The organism is Corynebacterium diphtheriae, from assembly GCF_001457455.1.
Taxonomy (GTDB): Bacteria; Actinomycetota; Actinomycetes; order Mycobacteriales; family Mycobacteriaceae; genus Corynebacterium; species Corynebacterium diphtheriae.
On the sequence record NZ_LN831026.1, the window covers coordinates 1,121,273 to 1,146,165 of the forward strand.

Here is a 24,893-nt window from a genome sequence, read left to right on the forward strand (position 1 = left end):
TTTTTATAAAAATGCAGGTAAATGGAATTTTTCAATCAATTCTAATGAGTCTTATGGGTATAATTGGATCTAGGTCACATTTTGATCTTTTTGGGGTGGAGTGGTGTGAAAGCGGTTGGGTACAGTACGAGTATGCGGATTATTGGATTAACTGGCGGTATTGGTAGTGGTAAATCTACGGTTGCGAGGATTTGGCAAGGCTGCGGAGCGATTGCTATCGACGCCGATGCAATTGCTCGCGTCCTAATGGAACCTGGTTCGACAGTACTTGAAGAAGTTTCGCAAGTTTTTGGCCGCGATCTTCTTGATGCAGAAGGAAAACTTCGGCGAGCGGAGTTGGCTGCGCGTGCTTTTATTTCTGAAGAGAAAACAGCGCAACTAAATTCCATTACTCATCCGGCAATTAGGCGTCAGATTAGAAGGGGTATTGAGTGCGCTAGGGCGGAAGGGGTTCAAGTCCTAGTGCTTGACCATCCGCTGTTGTTTGAATCTGGAATGTCGGATCTGGTGGACGACGTGGTTGTAGTGGACGTTCCGGCTGAGCTGAGAGTTCGCAGGCTTGTGGATTTGAGGGGGCTAAAGGAGGAAGATGCACGCCATCGGATTATGCGACAGATGAGCGATGAGGATCGCCGAATGAGGGCGGATTATGTGATTGATAACTCTGGATCTAGAGATGTGTTGGAGCGTTTGGCTCGTGAATTATGGCAACGCTTCGCCACTCAAGTGGAATGAGCTGGGGTTATATATTTTGAAGTTGGGTCGGTCGCTGCGGTGACGTGGTCTTAATTACTGTCGCCTAACTGGATTTTGGTAGGTAACCCGTTCCAAAATGGTTGATACAAAAGTCAATCGAAAGGTTGATTTTTGCGGATTACTGCTCAGTGGTTATTTTTGCCCCAAGCCGGAGGTCAACGTCAGGTGTCAACAACTCTCAACCCAGCTTCGCTCCAAGTGCCTCATACATCAAGTGATGTTGCTGATTTTAAAGAGGTCCGGCACATTCGTGGAGACATCAACCTCAAACCATTCATTGCAATTTGGGAGGTAACGAGGGCATGTGGCTTGGTGTGTCAGCATTGTCGGGCGGACGCGCAGCACGAGCCGCATCCTGAACAGCTGACCACTGAACAGGGAAAACAATTGCTTTCAGACCTTGCGTCATATGAACGACCTAAGCCATTGGTGGTCCTTACTGGGGGTGACCCCTTTGAGCGTCAAGACCTTGAAGAGTTAGTGGATTATGGTACTTCTCTTGGCTTAAATGTTTCTCTGTCACCATCGGTCACCCCGCGTTTGACTCCAGAGCGAATTCACCGACTTTATGAGCTCGGCGGCAAAGCAATGTCAATGTCTTTAGATGGTGCAACGGCTGAAACGCATGATGCCTTTCGCGGTTTCAGTGGGACTTTCGACACGACTGTTAAACGCGCAGCGGATATTCTTCAAGCAGGTTTTAGGCTGCAAATCAATTCCACTCTCACGAAGTCCAACATCCGAGAAGCTCCAGCATTACTGAAGACGGTGATGGGGATGGGCGCAAAAATGTGGTACGTATTTTTCCTTGTACCAACTGGGCGTGGAGCTGCCTTAAACGCGTTAAACCCTCAAGAACGTGAAGATGTTCTCCATTGGCTTGCCGACGTATCCGATCGTATTGCAATTAAAACTACTGAAGCGCCACAATACCGTCGCGTGGTGATCCAGCAGCGCCTACGGAAAGAAGGCCAGCTTGATAAGTATCCTGGCGGTGAACTTTATCGATACCTAACCCAAAAAACTACAGAATTATTAGGTGCCCACCCCGTTCAACCACGCCGCCCACGACCGCCGATGGCAGTTAATTCAGGGTCAGGTTTTGTTTTTATTGATCACATCGGAGATGTCTACCCTAGTGGCTTCTTGCCAATTCACTGCGGCAATATAAAACAAGCATCAATTAAAACTATTTATTCGCAATCGCCAACATTTAAAGCTCTAAGAGATCCCAACCACTGGCATGGTAAGTGTTCGGTATGTGAGTTTCATGATGTCTGTGGTGGCTCGCGTTCGACTGCTTATGCACTCACTGGTGATGTTCGTGCATCAGATCCTACGTGTGTATACATGCCGCAGCCGTGGTTAGATGCGGGGCATTCTGGCGTAGAAGATTAAAACTTGGCGTCTCGGGCGAGAAGTTGATTCAGACACTACACTTTTGGATATGGCTTTTGCGGCGGAACATCCAGAGTTATCGGTTTCAGAATTTCGTCCGGTGGGCGATATTGAGCGTACAGATGCGCGATTTGAGGTCATCTCCGAATACGAGCCGGCTGGTGACCAGCCGGCTGCTATTAAGGAATTAGACGCACGATTGTCACGTGGAGAACGAGACGTTGTTTTATTAGGTGCCACTGGCACTGGTAAGTCTGCAACGGCTGCGTGGCTGATTGAGCAACAACAGCGGCCTACTCTTGTGATGGCGCCTAACAAGACGCTAGCGGCGCAATTGGCAAATGAGCTACGTCAATTGCTTCCTAATAACGCGGTTGAGTACTTCGTTTCTTATTACGACTATTACCAGCCTGAAGCGTATATCGCGCAAACAGATACCTATATTGAAAAAGACTCATCAATTAACGATGACGTCGAAAGACTTAGGCACCGCGCCACCAGTTCGTTGTTATCTCGGCGCGACGTGGTGGTGGTGTCTTCAGTTTCCTGCATTTATGGTTTGGGAACTCCGCAGTCATATTTGGATCGCTCTGTTGTTTTGCGCGTAGACGAAGAAGTCGAACGTGATCGTTTTCTGAGACTACTTGTGGACATTCAATACGATCGCAATGATGTTGGGTTTACTCGAGGTACGTTCCGCGTAAAAGGTGACACAGTCGATATTATTCCCGCATATGAAGAGGTCGCGGTCCGTGTTGAGCTCTTTGGTGATGATATTGATGCGTTGTATTACATCCATCCTTTAACTGGAGACGTTATTCGGCGGGTAGATGAAGTTCGCATATTTCCTGCCACTCACTACGTCGCTGGGCCAGAACGCATGGCAAAAGCTGTCGAGGATATTAAAGCTGAGTTGCATGATCGTCTCGAAGATTTGGAAAACAGAGGCAAGCTTCTAGAGGCACAGCGGTTACGTATGCGCACTGAATATGACCTAGAAATGATCGAGCAGGTCGGATTTTGTTCCGGGATTGAGAACTATTCTCGGCATCTAGACGGTCGACCAGCTGGGTCTGCACCGGCAACGTTGTTGGATTATTTCCCTGAGGATTTTCTGACGATTATCGACGAGTCCCACGTGACGGTTCCGCAAATTGGCGGAATGTTTGAAGGAGACATGTCGCGTAAGCGCAATTTGGTTGAATTTGGATTCCGGTTGCCTTCAGCTCTTGATAATCGTCCACTAACGTGGGAAGAATTTGAGCAACGCGTTGGTCAAACGGTGTATATGTCGGCCACGCCTGGGGATTATGAACTTGCGGCTTCGGGCGGTGAGTATGTTGAACAAGTCATTCGACCTACAGGTCTGGTAGATCCTGAAATTGATGTGCGGCCAACTAAGGGCCAAATCGACGATCTCATTCATGAGATCAAACAGAGGACCACTAAAGACGAGCGCGTATTAGTAACCACTCTGACAAAGAAGATGGCCGAAGACCTTACAGATTATCTTCTAGAAAATGGTATTAGGGTGCGATACCTGCATTCCGATATCGATACTTTGCAGCGTGTTGAGTTGCTGAGACAGCTCAGATTAGGGGAGTATGATGTTCTCGTTGGCATCAACTTGTTGCGTGAGGGCTTGGACTTGCCTGAGGTTTCTCTCGTAGCGATTTTGGACGCTGATAAAGAGGGGTTCCTCCGATCAACTAAATCGTTGATTCAGACTATTGGCCGTGCAGCCCGAAATGTTTCAGGCACTGTAATTATGTACGCAGATAAGATCACAGATTCTATGCAGTACGCGATTGATGAGACCGAGCGGCGTCGAGAAAAACAGATCGCATACAACAAAGAACACGGCATTGACCCACAGCCGCTACGTAAAAAGATTGCGGATATCTTGGAACAGGTTCAAGAAAGTAAAGCACAAAGTACGGCACCTTCGTCCGATGCCGTAGTCGTTTCTAAAACAAATGCGTCGTCGATGCCGGTGGCAGAATTGCGATCGCTTATCGACGATCTTACGACCCAGATGGGAACGGCAGCACGAGAATTAAAGTTTGAATTAGCTGGACGTTTACGTGATGAAATCGCCGAATTGAAGAAAGAACTTCGTGGTATGGAAGAAATAGGGCTTGCATAAATGGGTGTTTTCTAGGCCACTGTTGTGAGCATCGGTAATGAATTTTTCCTATTGTGACGCGCCTTAATCCTGCTATCTGCTTGTTATAACGTCACCATTCAATTGGTATTTAAAAGCGCAATATATTGTTAGACTTACAGTTATTGCGCTTGCCTGCCATGCTCGTAATTTAAGAGTAAGCTGGCTAGCAATAAAGCACGTAACGCGAGTTCAACAATGAAAGGCTCTCATGAGCGATTATTCCACCATCGTTGTCGGTACAGATGGCTCCAAGTCCTCGATGCTAGCTGTCGAGCGTGCAGCAAAGATTGCTGCTGCTATGGACTGCACCTTGGTTGTCGGCTGTGCTTATTACGAAAATAAAGAAGACGCCTCCAAGACCCTGCGACAAGATTCTGTCACTGTGTTGGGTAATGACCCAGCTCAACAGAATTTGGATAAGGCAGCTGCAGTGGCTAAAGAGATCGGCGCTACCAAGATTGAGACTGCCATTCTTCCAGGAACTCCAGTTGAGGCATTGATGGCAATCGTTCGCGAGCACAACGCAGATCTACTCGTTGTTGGTAACCGTGGAATTAACTCCCTGACCGGTCGTCTGCTCGGTTCGGTTCCTGCTGATGTTGCACGTCAGTCGGATTGTGACGTCATGATTGTTCACACCGTAAGCTAAAGAGCAAATACACAATGGTGCCATGCGTTTTCGCATGGCACCATTTTTTTATGACAATTCAGGAAGATCGCCGATAATACAAAGGGACTGTGTGGCCCGGGTTAGTGCAACATAAAGGTCTTGCCATCCCTGTGGGGATCCATTAACAATATCGATTGGGTTGGTCACAACGACATGGTCGTATTCCAACCCTTTGACATCTGAAACGCCGAAAATCTCATTGTTCGCCATGCTGTCTGGTCCGATGATGGCAGTAAGGCGTGATGGATCATCTTGGCGTAGCTTTTGTGCGATCTCAATTGCTGGTGCATCACTATTTTCAAATCGTACTGGTGTGCCTGATTGCCGTAGAGCGGTGCTTCCGACTGCATCGGGTGCAAAAACGTGAAGGACTTTATTCGCCCATTCCATGATTTCTGCTGGAGTGCGGTAGTTAATAGTGAGGTGGTGGGTTACATAGCGGCCGTTAACAAACGGCTCTAGGGTTTCAGCCCAAGAGTCAACTCCGGCTGGGGAACTAGTTTGTGCGGTATCGCCTACAAGTGTCATCCATCGTGATGGACAGCGGCGCATGACCATTCGCCATTCCATGGGAGTGAGCTCTTGAGCTTCGTCGACAATGACATGGCCGTATGCCCACGCTAGATCTTCTCGTGCCCGTTGAGCTGTTGATCTAATATCACGGACTTCTTGGCGTCGAGCCAATGTTTCTGCATCGATGACATCATGAGCAGAAAGGATTTCAGCGTCGGATTCATCATCTAGATCTGTGTTAGCTGAACCGGTGAGGATTTCTAGCGCATCCTGAGCGTCTTCGATTTGTTCGCGCCACGCTTTTTCTTGCTCGGCTCGTTCTTTTTCTGGATCCAGTACCCCGATGATGACAGCTAGTTCGTCCAGCAACGCTGCATCTGAGGCGGCCCAGGGGCTACCTTGTTGTCTCCATAGAGCTTCTTGAGTTTCCTCGTCGTAGTCGTAGGCAACTGTGCTGATCATATTTTGTGATTCGAGCAGACTCGTTAATGTATCTTGGGGGGTAAGTTGCGGCCAGTACTCATCGACTATCTCGGCAACAACGGATTCTTCTAGCAGGTCATCATGTAACTGAGCAATATCGGCAGCTGAGAGCAAATTCTTTCCCCTCATGGGGTCGGCACCAATAAGGTCGGCCATTTGATGTGAAAGCAGCTCAGTCAAGTGCTCAGTAAATAGTGGCCTAGCTTCATTGTGAGGTCGTCTCGATCTGCTAGCTCGTGTTCGTGCTTTTTTCACTATGTCTGGAGTGACTGTGAGTTCTAGGCCATCGATTTTGATAGTGAATGGCTCTGAAGGAATCTGTTGATATTCTTGTACCAGTCGCCGGAGGACAGTGACCATTTCCTCACTGCCTTTAATCTCACGAGCGAGTGAATCTTCAACAGCGGTGCCGCTGATGCCAGGGTAGAGGTCCCCGACGGTTGACAACACGACACCAGTCTCGCCTAATTCTGGAAGAACTCGAGAGATATAGTCCAAAAAGCTACGGTTTGGCCCTACGATGAGTACTCCAGTTTTTGCGAGTTGATCGCGCCATGTATAGAGAAGGTATGCTACTCGGTGTAGCGTTACAGCAGTTTTACCTGTACCAGGTCCGCCTTCAACAACCATGACTCCACGAGTTGGGTCGCGAATAATGTCATCCTGTTCGCGTTGAATGGTTTCTACGATGGAATACATGTAACCTGTGCGTGCAGAACACATAGCGCGGTACAAAGCGGTTTCGCTCACTACATCTGCACGCTCACTGTGGGCGCTTTCTGCACTAACACCACTGAGCACTTCATCATCTACACCTACGACTGAACGACCTTGAGTTCGGATGTGTCTACGATGCAAAACACCTTCGGGGTGGGCAGTAGTGGCTAGGTAAAACGGTCGAGCTAATGGCGCACGCCAGTCCAATAGGAGGGTCCGGTAATCATTTTGGCGATCGTCAAGCCCCATGCGTCCGATATAACGACGATCGACGTTGTCTGTCCCTGCAACCAAATTGTCGATGAGGTCTGTGCGCTGGGTGGTTACGTCGATTCGGCCAAAAACTAATCCCAATTGGGCAATATTGAGGCGGTCGATTTTTTCGTTCAATGCGTGATATTCAGTTTCACGTCTGACCAAAGCTTCTGCATCGGGGTTAGCAGGGTCGACGTGCAACATAACGTCGTTGAGACGCTGATTGGCTGCTACTACTTCCTCGTCAAGTTTTCCAAAAAGCTTATCGACGTACGCCTGTTCGTCTTCAATCTCTGCAAAAGTTGAATCGATGGGGTGTTTCATTGATGGCGTGCCTTTCGTGTGGTTATGAAAGAACAAGCTGTCAATCATACCGCTTCTCAACTACGGCTTGCATCTAGTCGTTGTAGTGGGGAAATGCGAGTGCTGGCTTTAACACCGTCTCTCGTTAGGTGATAAAGCCAGCACTCGTTTCTGGACTAAATTAAGGCGATTCTAGAAAGCTGAATCGAATCGTTTCATTGCTTTGTTCAGAGATTTTTCTGCTTTTCGCTGAAGTTGGTTAGCTTTTTTAGAAGCTCGTTTAGCGTTACGGCCAGTAGATTTTTCTGCACTCTCGTATGCTTGAGCTGCTCGTTCTTGAGCGCGTGCTGCAACCTTTACGGCTTTCTTTTTAGCCAAAACAGCGTTCTTTTGAGCAAGAGCTAGCCAATCATCTTTGTTATCTTCGACGTACTCTAGCGCTGTTTGGCTGTATTGGGAAACAGCATCTGTCGCTTCGTTCCACAAATCTTTTGCTGTGGATGATGCTTGGCTTGCAACTGCAGATGCTTGGTCGCCAAATTTTTCGGTCTCAGTTTTGGTAGGGAGAGCTTGCTGAATCTGTGTGGATGCTTTTTGTACAGCCTTATCAGCGCGCCACTTCAAGCTTGGTTTTCCGGCGGTATCTGCGCTCGTAATTGCCAAACCGCCAAGTAATGCGATGCTCGTTAAAAAGCCCTGACGTCGAGCGATTTTTTCTTCACGATCTTGAGTTTCCCAAAACGCGTGACGAGCAATGATAGTTGGAACACTAATGGCAGCCAGAACTGTAGCGGAGGTGCGAGGTGCTTTACCGAGTGCGAGTGAGCTGCCGGCTAATACTTTGGTTGCTCCAACTGCCTGAGTGATTACCTGTGGATCCTCTGGAAGTTTTTTCATGTATTTGCGAGGCACAACCGTGCGCAGTCGGTTGATAACGGTCTGTGTGCCTTCCACATGAGCTTGGCTGTTGAGAACAACGTCGACACCGTCAGCCACGTAAACGGAGGCGAGCATGGGGCGAGCAAATTTGCGGATCATATAGAATTCCCTTTCTCTTAAGCCCTTTAAATCACTAGTTTTGATCGTTTAGTGTCCGGATCATCAAACCAGAGTACGATGCCCATGCTACAGACCATTGCTCGTTCCTGCTCGAGATGATTGCAACAAGTTGGTAAAGACTATGGGCTTTATACATGAAGATCTGTGGAGTGAACTGAAGTAATTACCAACCGCGTTGGCGCCATTGTTCCAGATGCGGACGCTCAGTTCCTAAAGTGGTGGGTTTTCCGTGGCCAGGATGTACAACAGCAGTGTCTGGATATACATCGAATAGCCGAGTTTTAACGTCTGAGAGTAATTGGTTGAACTCCTCTGGTGTTGAGGTTTTTCCTACCCCGCCAGGAAAGAGGCTATCACCAACAAATAGATGGTAGATGCCATTTATTTTGATACTGAGGGCTAACCCTTCTTGGGTGTGGCCGCGGAGAATATGGGCTCTCAGGCTATGGCCTGCCCAGCGGAGGGTGTCCCCTTCGCCCAACGTTGTGTCGGCGGATCGGGGGAGACGAGGGCTATCTCCGAGACTAGCAAAATGTGTTGCCTTGGTAGTGTCGAGGACGTCCTCAAGCGCTCTGACATGATCAAAGTGTCGGTGTGTTGTTACTACGGCGGTGATGCGTGCGCCCGCTGATTCGGCCAAGTCTAGAAGAGCTGGCGCGTTGTCGGCGGCGTCGATAAGCAAACCTTGGGTACCTTCATCGGACTCTGTGGTAAGGAGATAGCAATTGTTGTCTAAATCAGCTACTGAGATGTGGTGTAGTGAAATACCGTCAGTGGAAGATGCGTTAGTCATAGTGTCCACACTAATCAATTTTCCCTTCGGTAGTATGTTCGAAATGATGTAGTGTTGATTGTATATAGCTTGACAGTTTGGACAAGTCCGAGCATAAACTGGCGATTTTGGCTGGTTATTCCAACGGGTTTTGTTCTTTTCCCATCCCCATGCGTAAGGAAGAATCGTTAGTGGTTGATCGTCTTGTAGTCCGCGGCGCTCGTGAACACAATCTTAAAGGTGTGGATATTGATATCCCACGTGACGCCATGGTGGTATTTACTGGCCTTTCGGGATCTGGCAAGTCTTCTCTAGCGTTTGACACGATCTTTGCGGAAGGGCAGCGGCGCTATGTTGAGTCGTTGTCGTCCTATGCGCGCATGTTTTTGGGTCAGATGGACAAGCCGGATGTTGATTTCATTGATGGATTGTCACCTGCAGTTTCGATCGATCAAAAGTCAACAAACCGTAATCCGCGGTCCACGGTTGGCACCATCACTGAAGTGTATGACTATCTTCGATTATTGTTTTCTCGCGCTGGCACCGCTCATTGCCCTGTGTGTGACGCCAAAGTCGAACGCCAAACACCGCAGCAGATTGTTGATCAAGTCATGGACATGGAACAAGGGCTAAAATTCCAGGTTCTTGCTCCAGTAGTGCGCACACGCAAAGGGGAGTTTGTTGATCTCTTTGCAGACCTAGCAACTCAAGGCTATTCGCGTGTTCGAGTCGATGGTTCCATCTATTCGCTTTCAGAACCGCCGACGCTTAAAAAACAGGTCAAGCATGATATTGACGTTGTTGTGGATCGTTTACAAGTTAAGGCCTCACAACAACAGCGTTTGACTGATTCGGTAGAAACAGCCCTGAAGCTTGCCGACGGCGTTGTAGTTCTCGAATTTGTGGGCCTGAGTGAAGATGACCCACAGCGATTTGTTCGATTTTCCGAGAAAATGTCATGTCCAAACGGACATGCATTAAGTGTCGATGAATTGGAACCACGGGCATTTTCTTTTAACTCACCTTACGGTGCATGTCCCGCATGCGATGGCTTAGGCACACGAACAGTGGTTGATACCGAACTACTGATTCCCGATACGCACGCCCCAGCGTTGAAGGCTATTCAGCCATGGAATTCAAGTCCCAACCACAAGTATTTTGAAAAGCTTATTGAAGCACTCGCTAAAGCTAAAGGTTTTGATCCTGCGACTCCTTTTGATGAGTTATCAGAGGACCAGCGAGATGCATTAATTCATGGATGCCAAGAAGAAGTAACAGTACGATATAAAAACCGGTATGGTCGTGTGAGAACGTGGACAGCCCCTTTCGAAGGGGTCTTGGGTTATATCGAACGCAAATTGGATCAGGCAGATACCGAGTCGCAGAAAGATCGTTTGCTGCAATATACTAGGGAAGTTGCATGCCCTACGTGCCATGGCTCGAGGCTAAAACCTGAAATTTTGGCTGTCCGATTAGCGTCATCGAGCCATGGAGAGCTTTCAATCGCAGGTTTAAGCGAGCTGTCTATTCAAGACGCATCTGATTTCCTTCAGGACTTAGTGCTGGGCAAACGAGAAGAAATTATTGCCGGTGCAGTGCTTAAAGAGATAAATGCGCGGCTGCGGTTTCTTTTGGACGTCGGGTTGACATATCTGACCCTGAATCGTGCAGCAGGAACTTTGTCTGGCGGTGAGGCTCAGCGAATTCGTCTTGCCACCCAGATTGGGTCAGGTCTTGCAGGTGTTTTGTATGTTCTCGATGAACCTTCTATTGGACTCCATCAACGTGATAATCAGCGGTTGATCTCGACACTTGAGCGACTCCGCGATATCGGAAATACACTGATCGTTGTCGAGCATGATGAAGACACGATCAGGGCAGCAGATTGGCTTATCGATGTCGGGCCAAAAGCGGGAGAATACGGCGGCGAAATCGTCTACCAAGGTGAGCCTGCAGGAATTGTTGACTGTAAAGAGTCCATCACAGGCGCGTATTTATCTGGGAATAAGGTCCTTGGAGTACCTGAGAAACGGCGTGGGATTGATCCGGACAGGGTGCTTAAGATTGTTGGTGCGAAGGAGAATAACCTCAAGGGGATAAACGTCACGATTCCTTTAGGTGTTTTGGCATGCGTGACGGGGGTTTCGGGTTCAGGCAAATCCACACTGGTAAATCAGATTCTGGCAAAAGTCTTGGCTAACGAACTTAATAGAGCTCGTACTGTTCCAGGGCGCGCGCAGCGAGTAGAGGGGATCGACAACCTCGATAAATTAGTTCAAGTTGATCAATCTCCCATTGGTCGAACACCACGTTCAAACCCAGCTACATACACCGGCGTTTTTGATAAAGTTCGTAATCTTTTTGCGGAAACAACCGAAGCAAAAGTTCGAGGATATAAACCTGGTCGTTTTTCCTTCAACGTCAAAGGTGGTCGTTGCGAGGCATGCCAAGGCGACGGCACTTTGAAAATTGAGATGAATTTTCTGCCAGACGTATATGTGCCGTGCGAGGTGTGTCACGGTGCTCGATATAACCGAGAGACACTAGAAGTTAAATACAAAGGCAAGAACATTGCAGAAGTATTAGACATGCCAATTAGTGAGGCTGCAGAGTTTTTTGAACCCATTACTTCTATACATCGGTATCTTAAAACTCTCACTGAGGTAGGTCTTGGGTATGTGCGTCTGGGGCAGTCGGCTACCACATTGTCTGGTGGTGAGGCACAACGAGTGAAACTTGCCGCGGAGCTTCAGAAGCGATCGAATGGTCGAACCGTCTATATTTTGGATGAGCCGACAACAGGCCTTCATTTTGAAGATATCCGTAAGCTTATGTTGGTGATCCAAGGGCTAGTTGATAAGGGCAACTCTGTCATTATCATCGAGCATAATTTGGACGTTATTAAGGCAGCCGATTGGGTAATCGACATGGGGCCGGAAGGTGGCTCAGGAGGCGGAACAGTGGTTGCTGAAGGAACCCCTGAACAAGTGGCTGAAGTTTCGGGTTCGTATACAGGAGGTTTCCTCAAAGAAGTTCTATCAGCTTCGAAATAGCGAATGATATTTTACAAATCTTGCTGTGTTCTGTTAGTATTTCCGTACTACCGCCTGATTGGTTCTTCTGATCAGGTCGCAAGTGGAGATCTTCCCACCTGAAGCCGCTGTTTACAGTTGGACAAAGGTCAAAGGGTATGGGGTTAACCCAGCAAGCAGATCTCCCGCCTCTTGTGAGGCGGGCTTTTCTGTGTGTTCTTCCTTTGAAGAAGTTTCTATAAGCGATGGGCGCGGTATATCACATACATTTGCTACTTGAGGAGTCCCCATCAGCGCTGAAGCTCGCATTAATGAGCGCATCCGAGTTCCCGAGGTTCGTCTAGTCGGACCGAACGGTGAACAGGTGGGCATCGTGCGTATCGACGACGCCCGTAAGCTTGCCTACGAAGCAGACCTTGACTTGGTTGAGGTTGCTCCGAATGCTAAACCGCCAGTCTGCAAAATTATGGACTATGGAAAGTTCAAATACGAGCAGGCGCAGAAGGCGCGTGAAGCTCGGAAGAACCAGCAGCAGACTGTGGTCAAGGAGCAGAAGTTCCGTCCCAAGATCGATGACCACGATTACGAGACGAAGAAGAACAATGTGATCCGGTTCCTCGAAAAGGGATCCAAGGTAAAGGTCACTATCATGTTCCGCGGGCGTGAGCAGTCTCGTCCTGAACTTGGTTTCCGTCTCCTTGAGCGCCTGGCTGGCGATGTTGCTGAGTATGGCATCGTTGAGTCCAAGCCAAAGCAGGATGGTCGTAATATGACCATGGTCTTTGGTCCAGCGCGCAAGGGCAAGAAGTAGACACTTAAAACAAAAAGGACGTAATTTTCATGAAGCAGAAGACCCACAAGGGCACCGCTAAGCGCGTCAAGATCACCGGTTCTGGCAAGCTCCGTCGTGAGCAGGCTAACCGCCGCCACCTTCTCGAGGGCAAGCCTTCCAAGCGCACTCGTCGTTTGAAGGGCACCGAGGATGTTGCTAAGGCTGACACCAAGCGCATCAAGCGTCTCTTGGGCAAGGCTTAATTCCTTCCCCCTTCATTCTCATTACCCTTTAGACCTATATAACTGATAAGGAAGTAACACCGTGGCACGTGTCAAGCGCTCACTGAATGCCAAGAAGAAGCGTCGCGAGATTCTGAAGTCCGCCAAGGGCTACCGTGGTCAGCGTTCCCGCCTGTACCGTAAGGCTAAGGAACAGTGGCTGCACTCCATGACTTACGCTTACCGCGATCGTCGCGCACGTAAGTCTGAGTTCCGCAAGCTGTGGATCACCCGTATCAATGCAGCTGCTCGTATGAACGACATCACCTACAACCGCCTCATCCAGGGTCTGCGCCTTGCTGAGATCGAGGTTGACCGTAAGGTTTTGGCTGACTTGGCAGTTAACGACTTTGCTGCGTTCTCCGCAATTTGTGAAGCTGCAAAGGCAGCTTTGCCAGCAGACGTTAACGCTCCTAAGGCTGCCTAATAAGGCTTTTATCAATGTGAGCGAATGCTCCATTGGGTTTAATGAATGGCCGCACTCTTATTCCAAGAGTGCGGCCATTCGTATTGAGGTTTGTACGGTTTTTGCTTTCCCAAGTGTTGGATGCCGGTAGTAAAGGTTGAGCCCGTCGATTAGAAAAATCCCTCCTCACGTATCACGAATGCTGTTGGAAATCAGATTTCCTAGTGTGAAGCAAAGTGATATGTGGAGGAGGGAATCAAATTTGTTGATTTATACTTGAGTCTTTTTAGCGCTCCACGTAATAAATCCGAGTGTGGCCAAAATAAGGCCCAAAATGATCAAGCCAATTCCGGCCCACAAAGCGATGCTTCCCACAAGCCACCATCCGTAGGCGCTCAATAGGATGCCGCGGAGGGTATTACCTTGAAAGAGGCTATCGCGCGTCTTTTGAAGTGCTGCAATCTCATCGGCCGATTTTCCATCCTTTTTGGCTTGTGCAATAACAGCGCCAAATTCTTGGAAAGTCTTTCCGCCAGAAGAAGCCATCATGTGCTGCCAGATGTAATTGTCAGCAAATGCTTTAGCTTGTGGTCCAGTAGTGAGATCTTGGCCGACCCACTGCTGCAAAATTTCTTTTGAAGCTTGATCTTCGAGTTTGTCGATGCCTTCTTGCGTTGGCATGGTAATTCTTTCCTGTTTTAGCTGTTCAGTCACAAAACCATGGGCGTAGGTTCCGCCAAAAATAGCTGCGGCGCCAACGACTATGAGGACAATGGCAAAAACTCGTGCGAGCACACCGTATGTTGCTTTAATCATGGGGGTCCTTTCTGTGGCAGTGGTAGGAGAATTTCATTGTAGTATAAGCAATCTTTTTGCTTTCCTTTAATAAGTTAGATCGGTGTCGTGTGTAATTTCCACTTGAAACCACGCTTTGACGATGTGATTTATCGGATATGTCACCAATTTTAGTCAGGCACATGGATATGGTATGTGATAGATCCACAATTGAATATTGTGGTCAACTAGGGGCTTATTTGGGACGCGCTGATAGGGTAGGAAACTATGCCGATTGATTTTTCCTCTCCTTTTACTGAAAGAACCCCTCGTGTAGTGAACGCCGCTAAACTCTTGCGTTCTGCAGGCCGTAAGAAGGTTGATCGTTTTCTTGCTGAAGGGGAAAATTCAGTTGAGGCTGCAGTTGCTACGGGTGCTGCGACGGACCTTTTTGTTACCGAAAAAGCTGCTGAGCGATTTGAAGCAATCGTCACAGCTGCAGGGCATATGGGGGTTTTTGTGCATCCGATTACTGATCGCGCCGCAAAGAGTTTGTCGGACACCATGACCACTACAGGGATTTTTGCAGTTTGTCTACCAGTATTGTGGAGTGCTCGAGAAGCGCTAAAAGGTAATCCATCATTGGTATGCGTGGCGGTCGAAACTGGTGAGCCTGGTAATGCAGGTACGTTGGTTCGTGTGGCAGACGCTATGGGAGCAGACTGCGTGATATTCGCGGGAACAACGGTAGATCCGCAATCGCCAAAGGCTGTCAGGGCAAGTGCTGGATCTTTATTCCACATTCCTGTCGTGAGAGAACCAGACATGCAAAAAGTATGGCAGATTCTTCGGGCTCGAAATGTGCAGATGTTAGCAACGGCTGCTCAAGGTGAAATTAACTTGGACACAGCAGGTGAATTGTTAGAAAAGCCCACGGCATGGCTGATGGGAAATGAGGCTCATGGGCTCAATGATGAGGCATTGTCTGCTGCGGATCATTCGGTTCGTATTCCCATTCGTGGTAGGGCAGAGTCTCTCAACCTCGCAACTGCTGCAAGTATTTGTATGTACGAGTCTTCAAAGCACAAGCTCACAAAGAAAACTGAGTAGGTGAATTCCTTTCACGAGTAATTGGCTTACTTTCCCAGTAGTGGGTGAGTTGGCCCTCGGCTTGGCATAACGGGGTATGATGTCATGGTTATCTATAACTTCTGCTAACTATGACGAGGAGCATCGAGTGTCTGAACAACCGGACTATCCCGCTGTCGAGCTGACTGAGGAGGGCCTAGCGCAAGCTGCTGATGCCGCGATTCGTGCCTTTGACGTTGCTTCAAACTTAGATGAGTTGAATATTGCTCGTCGAGATCATCTAGGTGATGCGGCGCCGATTCCTCAAGCGCGACGTAGCCTAGGCACTCTGCCTAAAGATCAGCGTAAAGATGCCGGTCGTCTTGTTAACATGGCTCGGGGCCGTTTAGAGAAACACTTTGCTCAGGTAAAAGAAGTCTTGGAAGCTAAACATCTCGAAGAGATGCTGAAGGCTGAGCGGGTGGACGTCACTGTTCCCACAACGCGTCATCAGACAGGTGCTCTACACCCAATTACGACCCTTAGTGAAAAGATTGCGGATATCTTTGTAGCAATGGGCTACGAGGTGGCAGACGGGCCTGAAATAGAAGCAGAGTACTTCAACTTCGATTCGCTAAATTTCATCCCTGATCACCCGGCCCGTACGTTGCAAGATACTTTCCATGTCGGTGAGCCTGGTTCGAGTCAAGTATTGCGCACTCACACTTCACCTGTGCAAATGCGAACCATGTTGTCCCGTGAGGTGCCGATCTATGTTGTGTGCCCAGGCCGCGTGTTTCGCACGGATGAATTAGATGCGACACATACTCCAGTTTTCCATCAGGTAGAAGGTCTTGCTGTGGATAAGGGCCTAACTATGGCTCATCTGCGTGGCACACTTGATCATTTGGCTAAGACTTTGTTTGGCCCTGAAACAAAAACCCGTATGCGTGCCAATTACTTCCCATTTACTGAACCATCAGCTGAAGTGGATGTTTGGTTCCCCAATAAAAAGGGCGGTGCTGGTTGGATCGAGTGGGGTGGCTGCGGCATGGTGAACCCTAACGTGTTGAAAGCCGCAGGTATTGACCCAGAAGTGTATTCAGGATTCGCTTTTGGAATGGGATTGGAACGTACTTTGCAGTTCCGAAATGGACTGACTGATATGCGTGACATGGTGGAAGGCGATGTTCGTTTCACTCTTCCATTTGGTGTTCAGGCGTAGAGCAATTCGAGTATCCAAAGAATAAACAGGAGTTAGATTACATGCTCATTTCACAAAACTGGGTCACCGAATTGTTAGGTCGATCGAACCCAGATTGGAAAGTTAGCCCAGCTGAGCTGGATTCGGGATATGTCCGAGTTGGATTTGAAACCGAGGGTTACAGCGCAATCCCTGAAACGACTGGTCCACTCGTCATCGGTCGAGTTGAAACAATTGAAGAGCTAGAGGGCTTTAAAAAGCCAATTCGTCACTGCTTCGTCAATGTTGGAGACGCGAATGGCACTGGAGAGCTTCAGTCCATTGTATGCGGGGCGCGTAATTTCCAAGAAGGTTCTTATGTAGTAGTTTCACTTCCAGGTGCTGTTTTGCCTGGTAATTTCGCAATTTCGGCACGTGAGACATATGGACGCATGTCAGCTGGCATGATTTGCTCGGCAGCGGAATTGGGGCTATCTGACAAGCAAAATCCTGGAATCATAACGCTTCCGAATGAAATCGCCGAACCAGGAACTGATGCACGAAGCATTGTTGGTTTGGACGATACTGTTTTTGATGTCAATATCACGCCAGATCGTGGATATGCATTGTCTGCACGTGGATTAACTCGAGAACTGGCTTCGGCTTTTAATCTAAAGTTCGTTGATCCTGCAGTAGATCTTAACGTGGCTGGCGTCGATACTTCGGATGTTCCAGAGCCTTCAGGTGAGTTAATTAAGGTTGATCTGCGACCAGAAACGCAGGCACGTCGTTTCGGAGTTCGTAAAATTTCTGGAATCGATCCAAAGGCTCCCACACCATTTTGGATGCAGCGTGAGCTCATGTTGTCAGGCCAGCGTTGCGTGAATGCCGCAACTGACGTGACCAATTTCGTCATGTTGCTTTTGGGGCAGCCTATGCATGCCTTTGATGCCAACTTAATTAAGGGCGGATTGGTTGTACGTAATGCCCTAGAAGGGGAGTCTTTTGAGACTCTTGATCATGTAAAGCGTACTTTGTCTGCAGAAGACGTTGTTATCTCCGATGATGCTGGTATTCAATCCTTGGCTGGCGTTATGGGCGGAACTACTTCAGAAATCTCAGACGAAACAACTGATGTATTTTTTGAAGCTGCCAATTGGCATCCAATTACTACAGCACGTACGTCGCGTCGCCATAAGCTCAGCACCGAGGCGTCACGACGCTTCGAGCGTGGCGTTGACCCAGAAATTATTGAGGTAGCTCTGGACGTTGCCTGCGCCTTACTTGTCAGTATTGCTGGTGGTTCTGTGGAATCCGCCCGCACTTTGATTGGATCTGCGCCAAGCATGCCTCAAATCCGTATGAAGACGTCTCGCCCAGCCGAGTTGGCTGGAGTAGCTTACTCGGACGCTACTGTGATTGCGCGGTTGAAAGAAGTCGGATGTGCTGTCGAAGTCGATGGTGATGATCTTCTTGTCACGCCTCCTACGTGGCGTCCAGATATGACTATGTCTGCTGATTTGGTTGAAGAAGTTCTTCGTCTCGAAGGATTAGAGGACATTCCAGCAATCGTTCCGCTTGCACCTGTGGGATCAGGGCTCTCGCCTGCGCAATTGCGTCGTCGTGCGATCGGTCATGCACTTGCATACAGTGGCTATGCGGAAATCCTACCTACGCCTTTTATTCGAAACGATACGTTCGATGTGTGGGGGCTTGCAGCAGACGATGAGCGTCGAAGCGTCGTCACGGTACAAAACCCTCTCGATGCTGAGTACGGAGTTCTCGCGACTACATTGCTGCCTTCTATGCTCGAGGCTGTTACCCGCAATGTTGCTCGAGGGCAAACTTCTGTCAATCTTTTCGGTCTTCAGCAGGTATCCTTCAAACGTGGCTCAGGTATTTCGCCAATGCTCGATGTCCGTCAGCGTCCTAGCGATAATGAAGTTGCTGAGTTGCTAAAATCCTTGCCAGTACAACCACTCCATGTGGCAACTGTTGGTGCTGGTTTTATGGAGTTGGACGGACCATGGGGCCATGGTCGAACGTATTCGTTTGCTGATGCTATCGAGTCGGCTCGAGTTGTTGCCCGTGCAGCAGGCGTTGAACTTAACGTCGAAAATGTAGAGATGCTACCTTGGCATCCTGGGCGCTGTGCTGCATTAAAAGCTGGTGACCACATTGTTGGATATGCTGGCGAATTGCATCCTCAGATTGTTGAAGCCTTGAATCTGCCAGCACGTACGTGCGCCATGGAACTCGATGTATCTGCGCTGCCATTGAAGGAATCATTTCCAGCGCCGGTTCTATCAGCGTTTCCTGTATTACATCAAGATCTAGCACTTGTCGTAGACGAGTCCGTACCGGCAGAATCCGTACGTAAAGTTATCGAGGATGCAGCAGGAGAACTACTGGAAAAGGTTGAGCTTTTCGACGTATACCGTTCTGAGGCGCTAGGTGCAGAGAAAAAATCTCTCGCTTTTTCTCTTGAATTCCGTGCTCAGGATCGCACTCTGACAGACGATGAATGTTCTGAAGGTAGGCTTGCAGCTGCGGGTCGGGCCGCTGAGCTATTCGGTGCGACGATGCGCGCATAAAATAGCAATGGTTCTTCAATGAGAATCCCCATGTCAATGAAGTAATTTTTCACTGACATGGGGATTTTATTATATTAATGGCGAATACTTTACATTGTAATGCATAGTATGTGTATGATGGCTGCTATGAATATCAAGGTAGCTATCGTTGGGGCGAGTGGATATGCCGGAGGAGAAATCCTTCGGCTTTTACTGCAACATCCGTTGTATTTATCAGGTCAGCTGAGCGTTGGAGCGCTGATGGGCTCTTCAACTGTTGGCCAGACAGTTGGCGAACTCATGCCGCATCTTCCCGAATTGTCGGATCGTGTTGTCGAGCCGACTGATGTTGAGACACTAAAAAGTCATGATGTCGTATTTTTAGCGTTGCCACATGGGTTTTCTGCGGAAATTGCTCAGCAGCTTCCTGCTGAAATTACGGTGATTGACTGTGCTGCAGATTTTCGACTTAAAGATCAAAAAGACTGGGATGCGTACTATGGGGGGAAACATGCAGGTTCATGGCCGTATGGCATCCCAGAAATGCCTGGGCATAGGGATTTGATTGCATCATCAAAGCGTATTGCGGTGCCGGGATGTTTTCCGACAGGTGCAACGCTTGCACTTTTGCCGGCAATTGCCGCTCACATTATTGAACCTGACGTTTCTGTTGTCTCAATTACCGGAGTGTCTGGAGCTGGTAAAAAGGCATCAGTTGCCATGCTGGGCACAGAGACAATGGGTTCGTTGAAGGCCTATAACGTGGCCGGAAAGCATCGACATACCCCTGAGATATCACAAAATCTTAGTGAATATGCAGACCAAAAAATTGTCGTTAGCTTTACTCCTGTTTTGGCTCCGCTTCCTCGTGGAATTCTTACTACCGCAACGGCAAAGTTAACTAGCGGGATTACTCTTGATGAAATTCGGGAGATCTACCTCAATGCGTATGAGAATGAGCCCTTTGTTCATATATTGCCGTCGGGCCAGCAGCCGCAGACCCAGGCAGTCGTAGGTTCCAATATGTGTCACATTCAAGTTGATGCGGACGATAATTCGAAAAAACTAGTCGTTACCTCTGCGATTGACAATCTAACAAAGGGTACAGCTGGGGCTGCAGTTCAATGTATGAATTTATCCCTCGGGGTTTCCGAAACTTCAGGTCTACCTTGTGGTGGTGTTGCGCCATAGGGAATTGAAAATCCTCCACTATGAGATTAAACGGGGTAGCGTACAACACAACTGGCAATGCGAAGGGAATTAACATGAGTTCACGAGGAGTAACTGCTCCACAGGGGTTTGTTGCGGCAGGTGCGACTGCAGGAATTAAGCCATCCGGAAATAAAGATATGGCGTTGGTTGTAAACCAAGGGCCGGAATTTGTTGGTGCAGCGGTATTTACTCGGAATAGAGTTGTGGCATCGCCAGTCAAGTACACAAAGAAAGCGGTCGCAAATGGAACTTTACGTGCAGTTCTTTACAATTCCGGCAACGCGAACGCTTGTAATGGTGTACAAGGGGATAAAGACGTACATGAAATCGTGGACTATCTTGCCTCAAAGCTGAAGGTAGATCCACTAGACATAGCGGCGTGTTCCACTGGTCTCATTGGAGAGCCGCTTCCAGTGACCATGATAAAAGCAGGCGTCGACAAGCTAATTCCTGCATTGGGGGATAACGGCGGGGAAGCTGCAGAGTCGATCATGACGACCGATACGGTCGCTAAAGAAACAGTTGTCAAGTGTAATGGCTGGACATTAGGGGGTATGGGTAAAGGTGTTGGTATGATGGCGCCTTCCCTCGCCACGATGTTGGTATGTCTTACTACTGATGCTTGTGTGACCCAAGCACAAGCTCACGCCGCTTTGTCCAAGGCATGCGACGTGACTTTTAATACTCTCGATATTGATGGTTCAACCTCTACCAATGACACCGTAATTTTGTTGGCAAATGGGGCATCGGGAATCACGCCCACTGAATCAGAATTTAACGACGCTGTCCTTCAGGCTTGTGCTGATATTGCCGATCAGCTGCAAGCTGATGCTGAGGGTGTGACAAAACGCGTGCGTATTACTGTTACTGGAACAACCACGGATTCCCAAGCACTGAATGCGGCTAGAACTTTGGGACGAGACAACCTGTTCAAGTGTGCGATGTTTGGTTCCGACCCGAATTGGGGGCGAGTTCTAGCTGCAGTTGGAATGGCTGATGCTGATATGGATCCAGATAACATATCGGTGTATTTCAATGATCAACCAGTATGCCTGCAATCCGGTGGCACTCCGGAAGCCCGTCAGGTGGACCTCTCTGGAATTGATATCGATGTTCGAGTTGATCTTGGAACAGTGGGACCTGGAAAGGCTTTTGTTCGAACGACCGATTTATCACATCAATACGTTGAAATTAACTCAGCGTATTCCTCGTAACTCAAACATTTCAGACAAGAAAGCCGGTGTGGGGCTATGACAGCCACTATCGATAATTTGACCTCCCGAGAGCGTGCAACCGTACTGGCCGATGCATTGCCATGGTTGCAGCGTTATCGCGACAAAATTGTCGTCGTTAAATATGGTGGCAATGCCATGGTCGACGAAGAACTCAAAGCTGCTTTCGCGGCAGATATGGTTTTTCTTCGCACAGTAGGCGTTCGTCCGGTTGTTGTGCACGGTGGTGGCCCTCAAATTTCACAAATGCTGCAACGCCTCGGCATCGAGGGTGAGTTTAAAGGGGGATTCCGCGTTACCTCGCCGGAGGTGCTTGAAATCGTTCGGATGGTTCTCTTTGGTCAAGTAGGTCGTGACCTAGTTGGACTGATTAACTCACACGGCCCTTATGCAGTGGGTACCTCTGGCGAGGATGCTGGCCTTTTCAGAGCCGAGAAACGACTTGTCGAAATCGATGGAGAGCTAACCGATATTGGCCAAGTTGGCAATATTACTGCAGTCAACGCTTCAAGCTTGATGGACATCATTGATGCTGGTCGAATTCCGGTAGTCTCGACCATCGCTCCAGGCGATGATGGATCGGTATATAACATCAACGCTGATACGGCTGCAGGGGCGTTGGCTGCTGCGTTGTCTGCCGAACGCCTATTGATTCTCACTAATGTTGAGGGTCTTTATACCGACTGGCCGAATAAAGACTCGCTGGTATCCGTGATTGGTGCTGAGAGGTTGCGTGAAAAGCTTTCAGCGTTGGGTTCGGGAATGATTCCTAAAATGGAAAGCTGTGTAGATGCGGTCACCCATGGTGTTTCGGCAGCTCACGTAATTGATGGACGAGTCGCGCATTCAGTGCTTCTTGAGTTACTGACTTCGGGCGGTGTTGGGACCATGGTTGTTCCCGATACAGAAATGACAAATGGGACAGTGTACCGAAAGGATAATCATGTCTAAGAATGCGGCGAACACAGATTCACAATCGTCAGAGACTCAATGGGCTGATGTCATTATGAATACCTACGGCACGCCTCCTCTGACGATCACAGGAGGAAATGGCGCCACTCTTACGGATTCTGTAGGTAAAACGTACATCGATTTACTGGCAGGAATTGCCGTAAACTCTTTGGGGCATGCGCATCCGGCCATTGTTGAGGCCGTAACAGAACAAATTTCAAATTTTGCTCATGTTTCAAATCTCTTCGGATCGCGACCAGTTATTGATACCGCAGCTCGGTTAATTCGACGCTTCGCGGAAGGAACCACCGACTCAACTCAAACTGCTCACGATACTCGAGTATTTTTCTGTAACTCAGGTACTGAAGCTAATGAGGCGGCATTCAAGTTGGCTCGTATGACTGGAAAGAACCGAATATTAGCAGCGCAGCATGGTTTTCACGGTCGTACGATGGGAGCACTTGCTATGACGGGCCAACCTGACAAACAAATGCCGTTTTATCCGCTGCCCGCAGGCGTTGAATTTTATCCCTATGGCGACATTGACTATTTGCGCAAGCTTGTCCAAATCAACTCGACAGATGTCGCAGCCATAATTTTAGAGCCAATTCAAGGTGAAACTGGTGTTATTCCTGCTCCAGATGGATTTTTGTCTGCGGTTAGGGGATTATGCAATGAATTTGACATTCTGATGATCGTTGATGAAGTCCAAACCGGAATCGGACGCACTGGAGATTTTTTCGCATTTCAGCATGAAACTGGTGTCATTCCCGACGTCGTAACTATGGCGAAAGGTTTGGGAGGGGGATTACCGATTGGTGCGTGCCTTGCAACGGGAAAAGCGAAAGATTTGTTAGGTCCTGGCAAACATGGCACGACTTTTGGTGGAAATCCGGTCTCTTGTGCCGCGGCAGGGGCAGTTTTGCGCACAATTGACGACGATTTCCTCGAGAACGTCCAGCGTAAGAGTCACAAGTTAGTTAAAGGAATGAGCCGACTGCCTTTGGTTGAGTCGATCCGCGGACGTGGTTTGATGCTTGGTGTGCTGTTGTCCGAGCCAGTCGCTAAAGAGTGCGTCAAACTGGCTTTAGAACATGGGCTCATCGTGAACGCTCCTTCTGCGTCTGTGCTGCGACTTACTCCGCCTTTAGTTATCAGTGACGCAGAAATTCATGAATCAATTGAACGCCTTTCAATAGTGCTGACTAAGATAAAGAAGAAAGAATGCCATTAGGGCGTTGTCTTCGGAAGAAAGAATAGATATGAGTACTCAAACCCGTGTACGCCACTTTTTAGCGGACGACGACCTTACGCCTGCGCAGCAACGTGAAGTTCTGGAACTTGCTTCGGAATTGAAGCAACATCCATATTCGCGAAAGACATATGACGGCCCACAATCAGTGGCAGTTCTATTCGATAAAACGTCGACACGCACGCGTTTTTCCTTCGACGCTGGTATTTCGCAACTCGGTGGACATGCGATCGTGGTCGACTCCGGCAAATCACAAATGGGTAAGGGAGAGACATTCCAAGACACTGGTGCTGTTCTTTCTCGTTTTGTCTCCACTATTGTGTGGCGGACGGGTTCTCACCAAAATCTTTTGGACATGGCAGAAACCGCAACTGTTCCTATCGTCAATGCATTGTCAGATGACCTGCATCCCTGCCAAATATTGGCTGACTTGCAAACTTGTATCGAGCATCTATGCCCGCAAGAAGGTGTGCCTGGTTTAAAAGGTCTGAAAGCTGTGTATTTGGGCGATGGTGATAACAACATGGCGAATTCTTATATGATCGGTTTCGCTACCGCTGGCCTTGATATCACTATTATTGCGCCTAAAAAATTCCAACCCAAGCAAGAATTCGTCGATAGGGCGGAAAAGCGCGCCAGCGAGACTGGCGCAATTGTTTCGGTCACAGCTGATATTTCCGCAGTATCTGATGCAGATGTTGTAATCACAGACACATGGGTATCTATGGGTATGGAAAATGACGGTATCGACCGACGCACTCCATTTTTGCCTTATCAGGTCAATGATGAGGTGATGGCTTTAGCGAAAAAGTCAGCAATTTTCTTGCATTGCTTACCGGCATATAGAGGTAGTGAGGTAGCGGCTTCGGTCATTGATGGACCGCAATCAGTAGTTTTTGATGAGGCTGAAAATCGACTTCATGCGCAAAAAGCCCTGCTTGTCTGGCTTATGGAAAATCAACCCCGATAATTTATCGACTGGCATTTCATTTGTTTTAGTCTGGCTTTGTACTATTTAGTATCAGGCGTGAAGTCAGACTTTCCCCCGCGTTTTAAGTTTTTTT

Annotated in this window: 20 protein-coding genes; 16 read left to right on the forward strand and 4 right to left on the reverse strand. The window is 48.5% G+C overall.

Translation table 11 applies throughout. The features are described from left to right. Window positions 1-132: 132 nt before the first annotated feature. From coaE to AT687_RS05560, 4 genes are all read left to right on the forward strand, one after another. Window positions 133-735: a dephospho-CoA kinase gene (coaE, locus tag AT687_RS05545; RefSeq protein ID WP_014319051.1), complete on the forward strand. Its 603-nt coding sequence runs from the start codon at window positions 133-135 to the stop codon at window positions 733-735. 186 nt (window positions 736-921) lie between these two features. Next, complete coding sequence (locus tag AT687_RS05550) at window positions 922-2,154, forward strand: TIGR04053 family radical SAM/SPASM domain-containing protein (RefSeq protein WP_014319052.1); 1,233 nt, start codon at window positions 922-924, stop codon at window positions 2,152-2,154. Between the two features lie 49 nt (window positions 2,155-2,203). Beyond that, entirely contained in the window at window positions 2,204-4,300 is a 2,097-nt protein-coding gene (gene uvrB, locus AT687_RS05555; RefSeq protein ID WP_014319053.1) for an excinuclease ABC subunit UvrB, read from the forward strand. A 229-nt stretch (window positions 4,301-4,529) separates the two neighbouring features. After that, window positions 4,530-4,970: a universal stress protein gene (locus AT687_RS05560; protein ID WP_010934845.1), complete on the forward strand. Its 441-nt coding sequence runs from the start codon at window positions 4,530-4,532 to the stop codon at window positions 4,968-4,970. 48 nt (window positions 4,971-5,018) lie between these two features. Here AT687_RS05560 and AT687_RS05565 read toward each other — a convergent pair whose 3' ends face one another. From AT687_RS05565 to AT687_RS05575, 3 genes are all read right to left on the reverse strand, one after another. Next, window positions 5,019-7,331 carry a HelD family protein gene (locus AT687_RS05565; RefSeq protein ID WP_014319054.1) on the reverse strand — a complete coding sequence of 771 codons (2,313 nt, stop codon included), beginning with the start codon at window positions 7,329-7,331 and terminating at the stop codon, window positions 5,019-5,021. Window positions 7,332-7,454: 123 nt separating this feature from the next. After that, window positions 7,455-8,300 (reverse strand): DoxX family membrane protein, encoded by an 846-nt coding sequence (locus AT687_RS05570; RefSeq protein WP_014317863.1) that lies wholly within the window; start codon window positions 8,298-8,300, stop codon window positions 7,455-7,457. 184 nt (window positions 8,301-8,484) lie between these two features. Next, window positions 8,485-9,123, reverse strand: coding sequence for an MBL fold metallo-hydrolase (locus AT687_RS05575; protein WP_014317864.1), 639 nt, complete (start codon window positions 9,121-9,123; stop codon window positions 8,485-8,487). A 161-nt stretch (window positions 9,124-9,284) separates the two neighbouring features. Here AT687_RS05575 and uvrA point away from each other — a divergent pair, with 161 nt between their 5' ends. The 4 genes from uvrA (at window position 9,285) to rplT (ending at window position 13,605) form a co-directional block, all read left to right on the forward strand. Next, window positions 9,285-12,146: an excinuclease ABC subunit UvrA gene (gene uvrA, locus AT687_RS05580; protein ID WP_029589651.1), complete on the forward strand. Its 2,862-nt coding sequence runs from the start codon at window positions 9,285-9,287 to the stop codon at window positions 12,144-12,146. A gap of 268 nt (window positions 12,147-12,414) precedes the next feature. Then, window positions 12,415-12,936, forward strand: coding sequence for a translation initiation factor IF-3 (gene infC, locus AT687_RS05585; RefSeq protein WP_071570303.1), 522 nt, complete (start codon window positions 12,415-12,417; stop codon window positions 12,934-12,936). Window positions 12,937-12,965: 29 nt separating this feature from the next. Then, window positions 12,966-13,160 carry a 50S ribosomal protein L35 gene (gene rpmI, locus AT687_RS05590; RefSeq protein WP_003851299.1) on the forward strand — a complete coding sequence of 65 codons (195 nt, stop codon included), beginning with the start codon at window positions 12,966-12,968 and terminating at the stop codon, window positions 13,158-13,160. A 61-nt stretch (window positions 13,161-13,221) separates the two neighbouring features. Beyond that, a complete protein-coding gene (gene rplT, locus AT687_RS05595; protein WP_003851301.1) occupies window positions 13,222-13,605 on the forward strand; it encodes a 50S ribosomal protein L20 in 384 nt (127 codons plus the stop codon). 249 nt (window positions 13,606-13,854) lie between these two features. Here the strand turns inward: rplT and AT687_RS05600 are convergent, their stop codons facing one another. Then, complete coding sequence (locus AT687_RS05600; protein WP_010934851.1) at window positions 13,855-14,400, reverse strand: hypothetical protein; 546 nt, start codon at window positions 14,398-14,400, stop codon at window positions 13,855-13,857. Between the two features lie 246 nt (window positions 14,401-14,646). Between AT687_RS05600 and AT687_RS05605 the strand changes: the two genes are divergently transcribed. The 8 genes from AT687_RS05605 to argF all read left to right on the forward strand — a co-directional run bounded on the left by AT687_RS05605 (window position 14,647) and on the right by argF (window position 24,799). Further along, entirely contained in the window at window positions 14,647-15,468 is an 822-nt protein-coding gene (locus AT687_RS05605; protein WP_014319055.1) for a TrmH family RNA methyltransferase, read from the forward strand. 127 nt (window positions 15,469-15,595) lie between these two features. After that, on the forward strand, window positions 15,596-16,651 hold the full coding sequence (pheS, locus tag AT687_RS05610; protein ID WP_003851307.1) for a phenylalanine--tRNA ligase subunit alpha: 1,056 nt from the start codon (window positions 15,596-15,598) through the stop codon (window positions 16,649-16,651). A gap of 41 nt (window positions 16,652-16,692) precedes the next feature. Next, window positions 16,693-19,203, forward strand: coding sequence for a phenylalanine--tRNA ligase subunit beta (gene pheT, locus AT687_RS05615; RefSeq protein WP_014306846.1), 2,511 nt, complete (start codon window positions 16,693-16,695; stop codon window positions 19,201-19,203). A gap of 126 nt (window positions 19,204-19,329) precedes the next feature. Continuing rightward, window positions 19,330-20,373: an N-acetyl-gamma-glutamyl-phosphate reductase gene (gene argC, locus AT687_RS05620; RefSeq protein ID WP_041740673.1), complete on the forward strand. Its 1,044-nt coding sequence runs from the start codon at window positions 19,330-19,332 to the stop codon at window positions 20,371-20,373. A 74-nt stretch (window positions 20,374-20,447) separates the two neighbouring features. Next, the gene (argJ, locus tag AT687_RS05625; protein ID WP_014316706.1) at window positions 20,448-21,608 is read left to right on the forward strand and encodes a bifunctional glutamate N-acetyltransferase/amino-acid acetyltransferase ArgJ; all 1,161 of its coding nucleotides are present in this window, start codon (window positions 20,448-20,450) and stop codon (window positions 21,606-21,608) included. Between the two features lie 36 nt (window positions 21,609-21,644). After that, complete coding sequence (gene argB, locus AT687_RS05630) at window positions 21,645-22,577, forward strand: acetylglutamate kinase (protein WP_014303346.1); 933 nt, start codon at window positions 21,645-21,647, stop codon at window positions 22,575-22,577. After that, window positions 22,570-23,811 carry an acetylornithine transaminase gene (locus AT687_RS05635; RefSeq protein ID WP_014303347.1) on the forward strand — a complete coding sequence of 414 codons (1,242 nt, stop codon included), beginning with the start codon at window positions 22,570-22,572 and terminating at the stop codon, window positions 23,809-23,811. Before argB ends, AT687_RS05635 begins: the two co-directional genes overlap by 8 nt. Before the next feature lie 28 nt (window positions 23,812-23,839). Further along, window positions 23,840-24,799 carry an ornithine carbamoyltransferase gene (gene argF / locus AT687_RS05640; RefSeq protein WP_010934859.1) on the forward strand — a complete coding sequence of 320 codons (960 nt, stop codon included), beginning with the start codon at window positions 23,840-23,842 and terminating at the stop codon, window positions 24,797-24,799. Window positions 24,800-24,893: the final 94 nt, after the last annotated feature.

Excerpts from the sequence above, each read along its gene's own strand:
- coaE (WP_014319051.1), top strand. The coding sequence starts at position 133 with ATGCGGATTATTGGATTAACTGGCGGTATTGGTAGTGGTAAATCTACG.
- uvrB (WP_014319053.1), top strand. The coding sequence starts at position 2,204 with ATGGCTTTTGCGGCGGAACATCCAGAGTTATCGGTTTCAGAATTTCGT.
- AT687_RS05560 (WP_010934845.1), top strand. The coding sequence starts at position 4,530 with ATGAGCGATTATTCCACCATCGTTGTCGGTACAGATGGCTCCAAGTCC.
- AT687_RS05565 (WP_014319054.1), bottom strand. The coding sequence starts at position 7,331 with ATGATTGACAGCTTGTTCTTTCATAACCACACGAAAGGCACGCCATCA.
- AT687_RS05570 (WP_014317863.1), bottom strand. The coding sequence starts at position 8,300 with ATGATCCGCAAATTTGCTCGCCCCATGCTCGCCTCCGTTTACGTGGCT.
- rpmI (WP_003851299.1), top strand. The coding sequence starts at position 12,966 with ATGAAGCAGAAGACCCACAAGGGCACCGCTAAGCGCGTCAAGATCACC.
- AT687_RS05600 (WP_010934851.1), bottom strand. The coding sequence starts at position 14,400 with ATGATTAAAGCAACATACGGTGTGCTCGCACGAGTTTTTGCCATTGTC.
- AT687_RS05605 (WP_014319055.1), top strand. The coding sequence starts at position 14,647 with ATGCCGATTGATTTTTCCTCTCCTTTTACTGAAAGAACCCCTCGTGTA.
- pheT (WP_014306846.1), top strand. The coding sequence starts at position 16,693 with ATGCTCATTTCACAAAACTGGGTCACCGAATTGTTAGGTCGATCGAAC.
- argC (WP_041740673.1), top strand. The coding sequence starts at position 19,330 with ATGAATATCAAGGTAGCTATCGTTGGGGCGAGTGGATATGCCGGAGGA.
- argJ (WP_014316706.1), top strand. The coding sequence starts at position 20,448 with ATGAGTTCACGAGGAGTAACTGCTCCACAGGGGTTTGTTGCGGCAGGT.
- argB (WP_014303346.1), top strand. The coding sequence starts at position 21,645 with ATGACAGCCACTATCGATAATTTGACCTCCCGAGAGCGTGCAACCGTA.
- AT687_RS05635 (WP_014303347.1), top strand. The coding sequence starts at position 22,570 with ATGTCTAAGAATGCGGCGAACACAGATTCACAATCGTCAGAGACTCAA.
- argF (WP_010934859.1), top strand. The coding sequence starts at position 23,840 with ATGAGTACTCAAACCCGTGTACGCCACTTTTTAGCGGACGACGACCTT.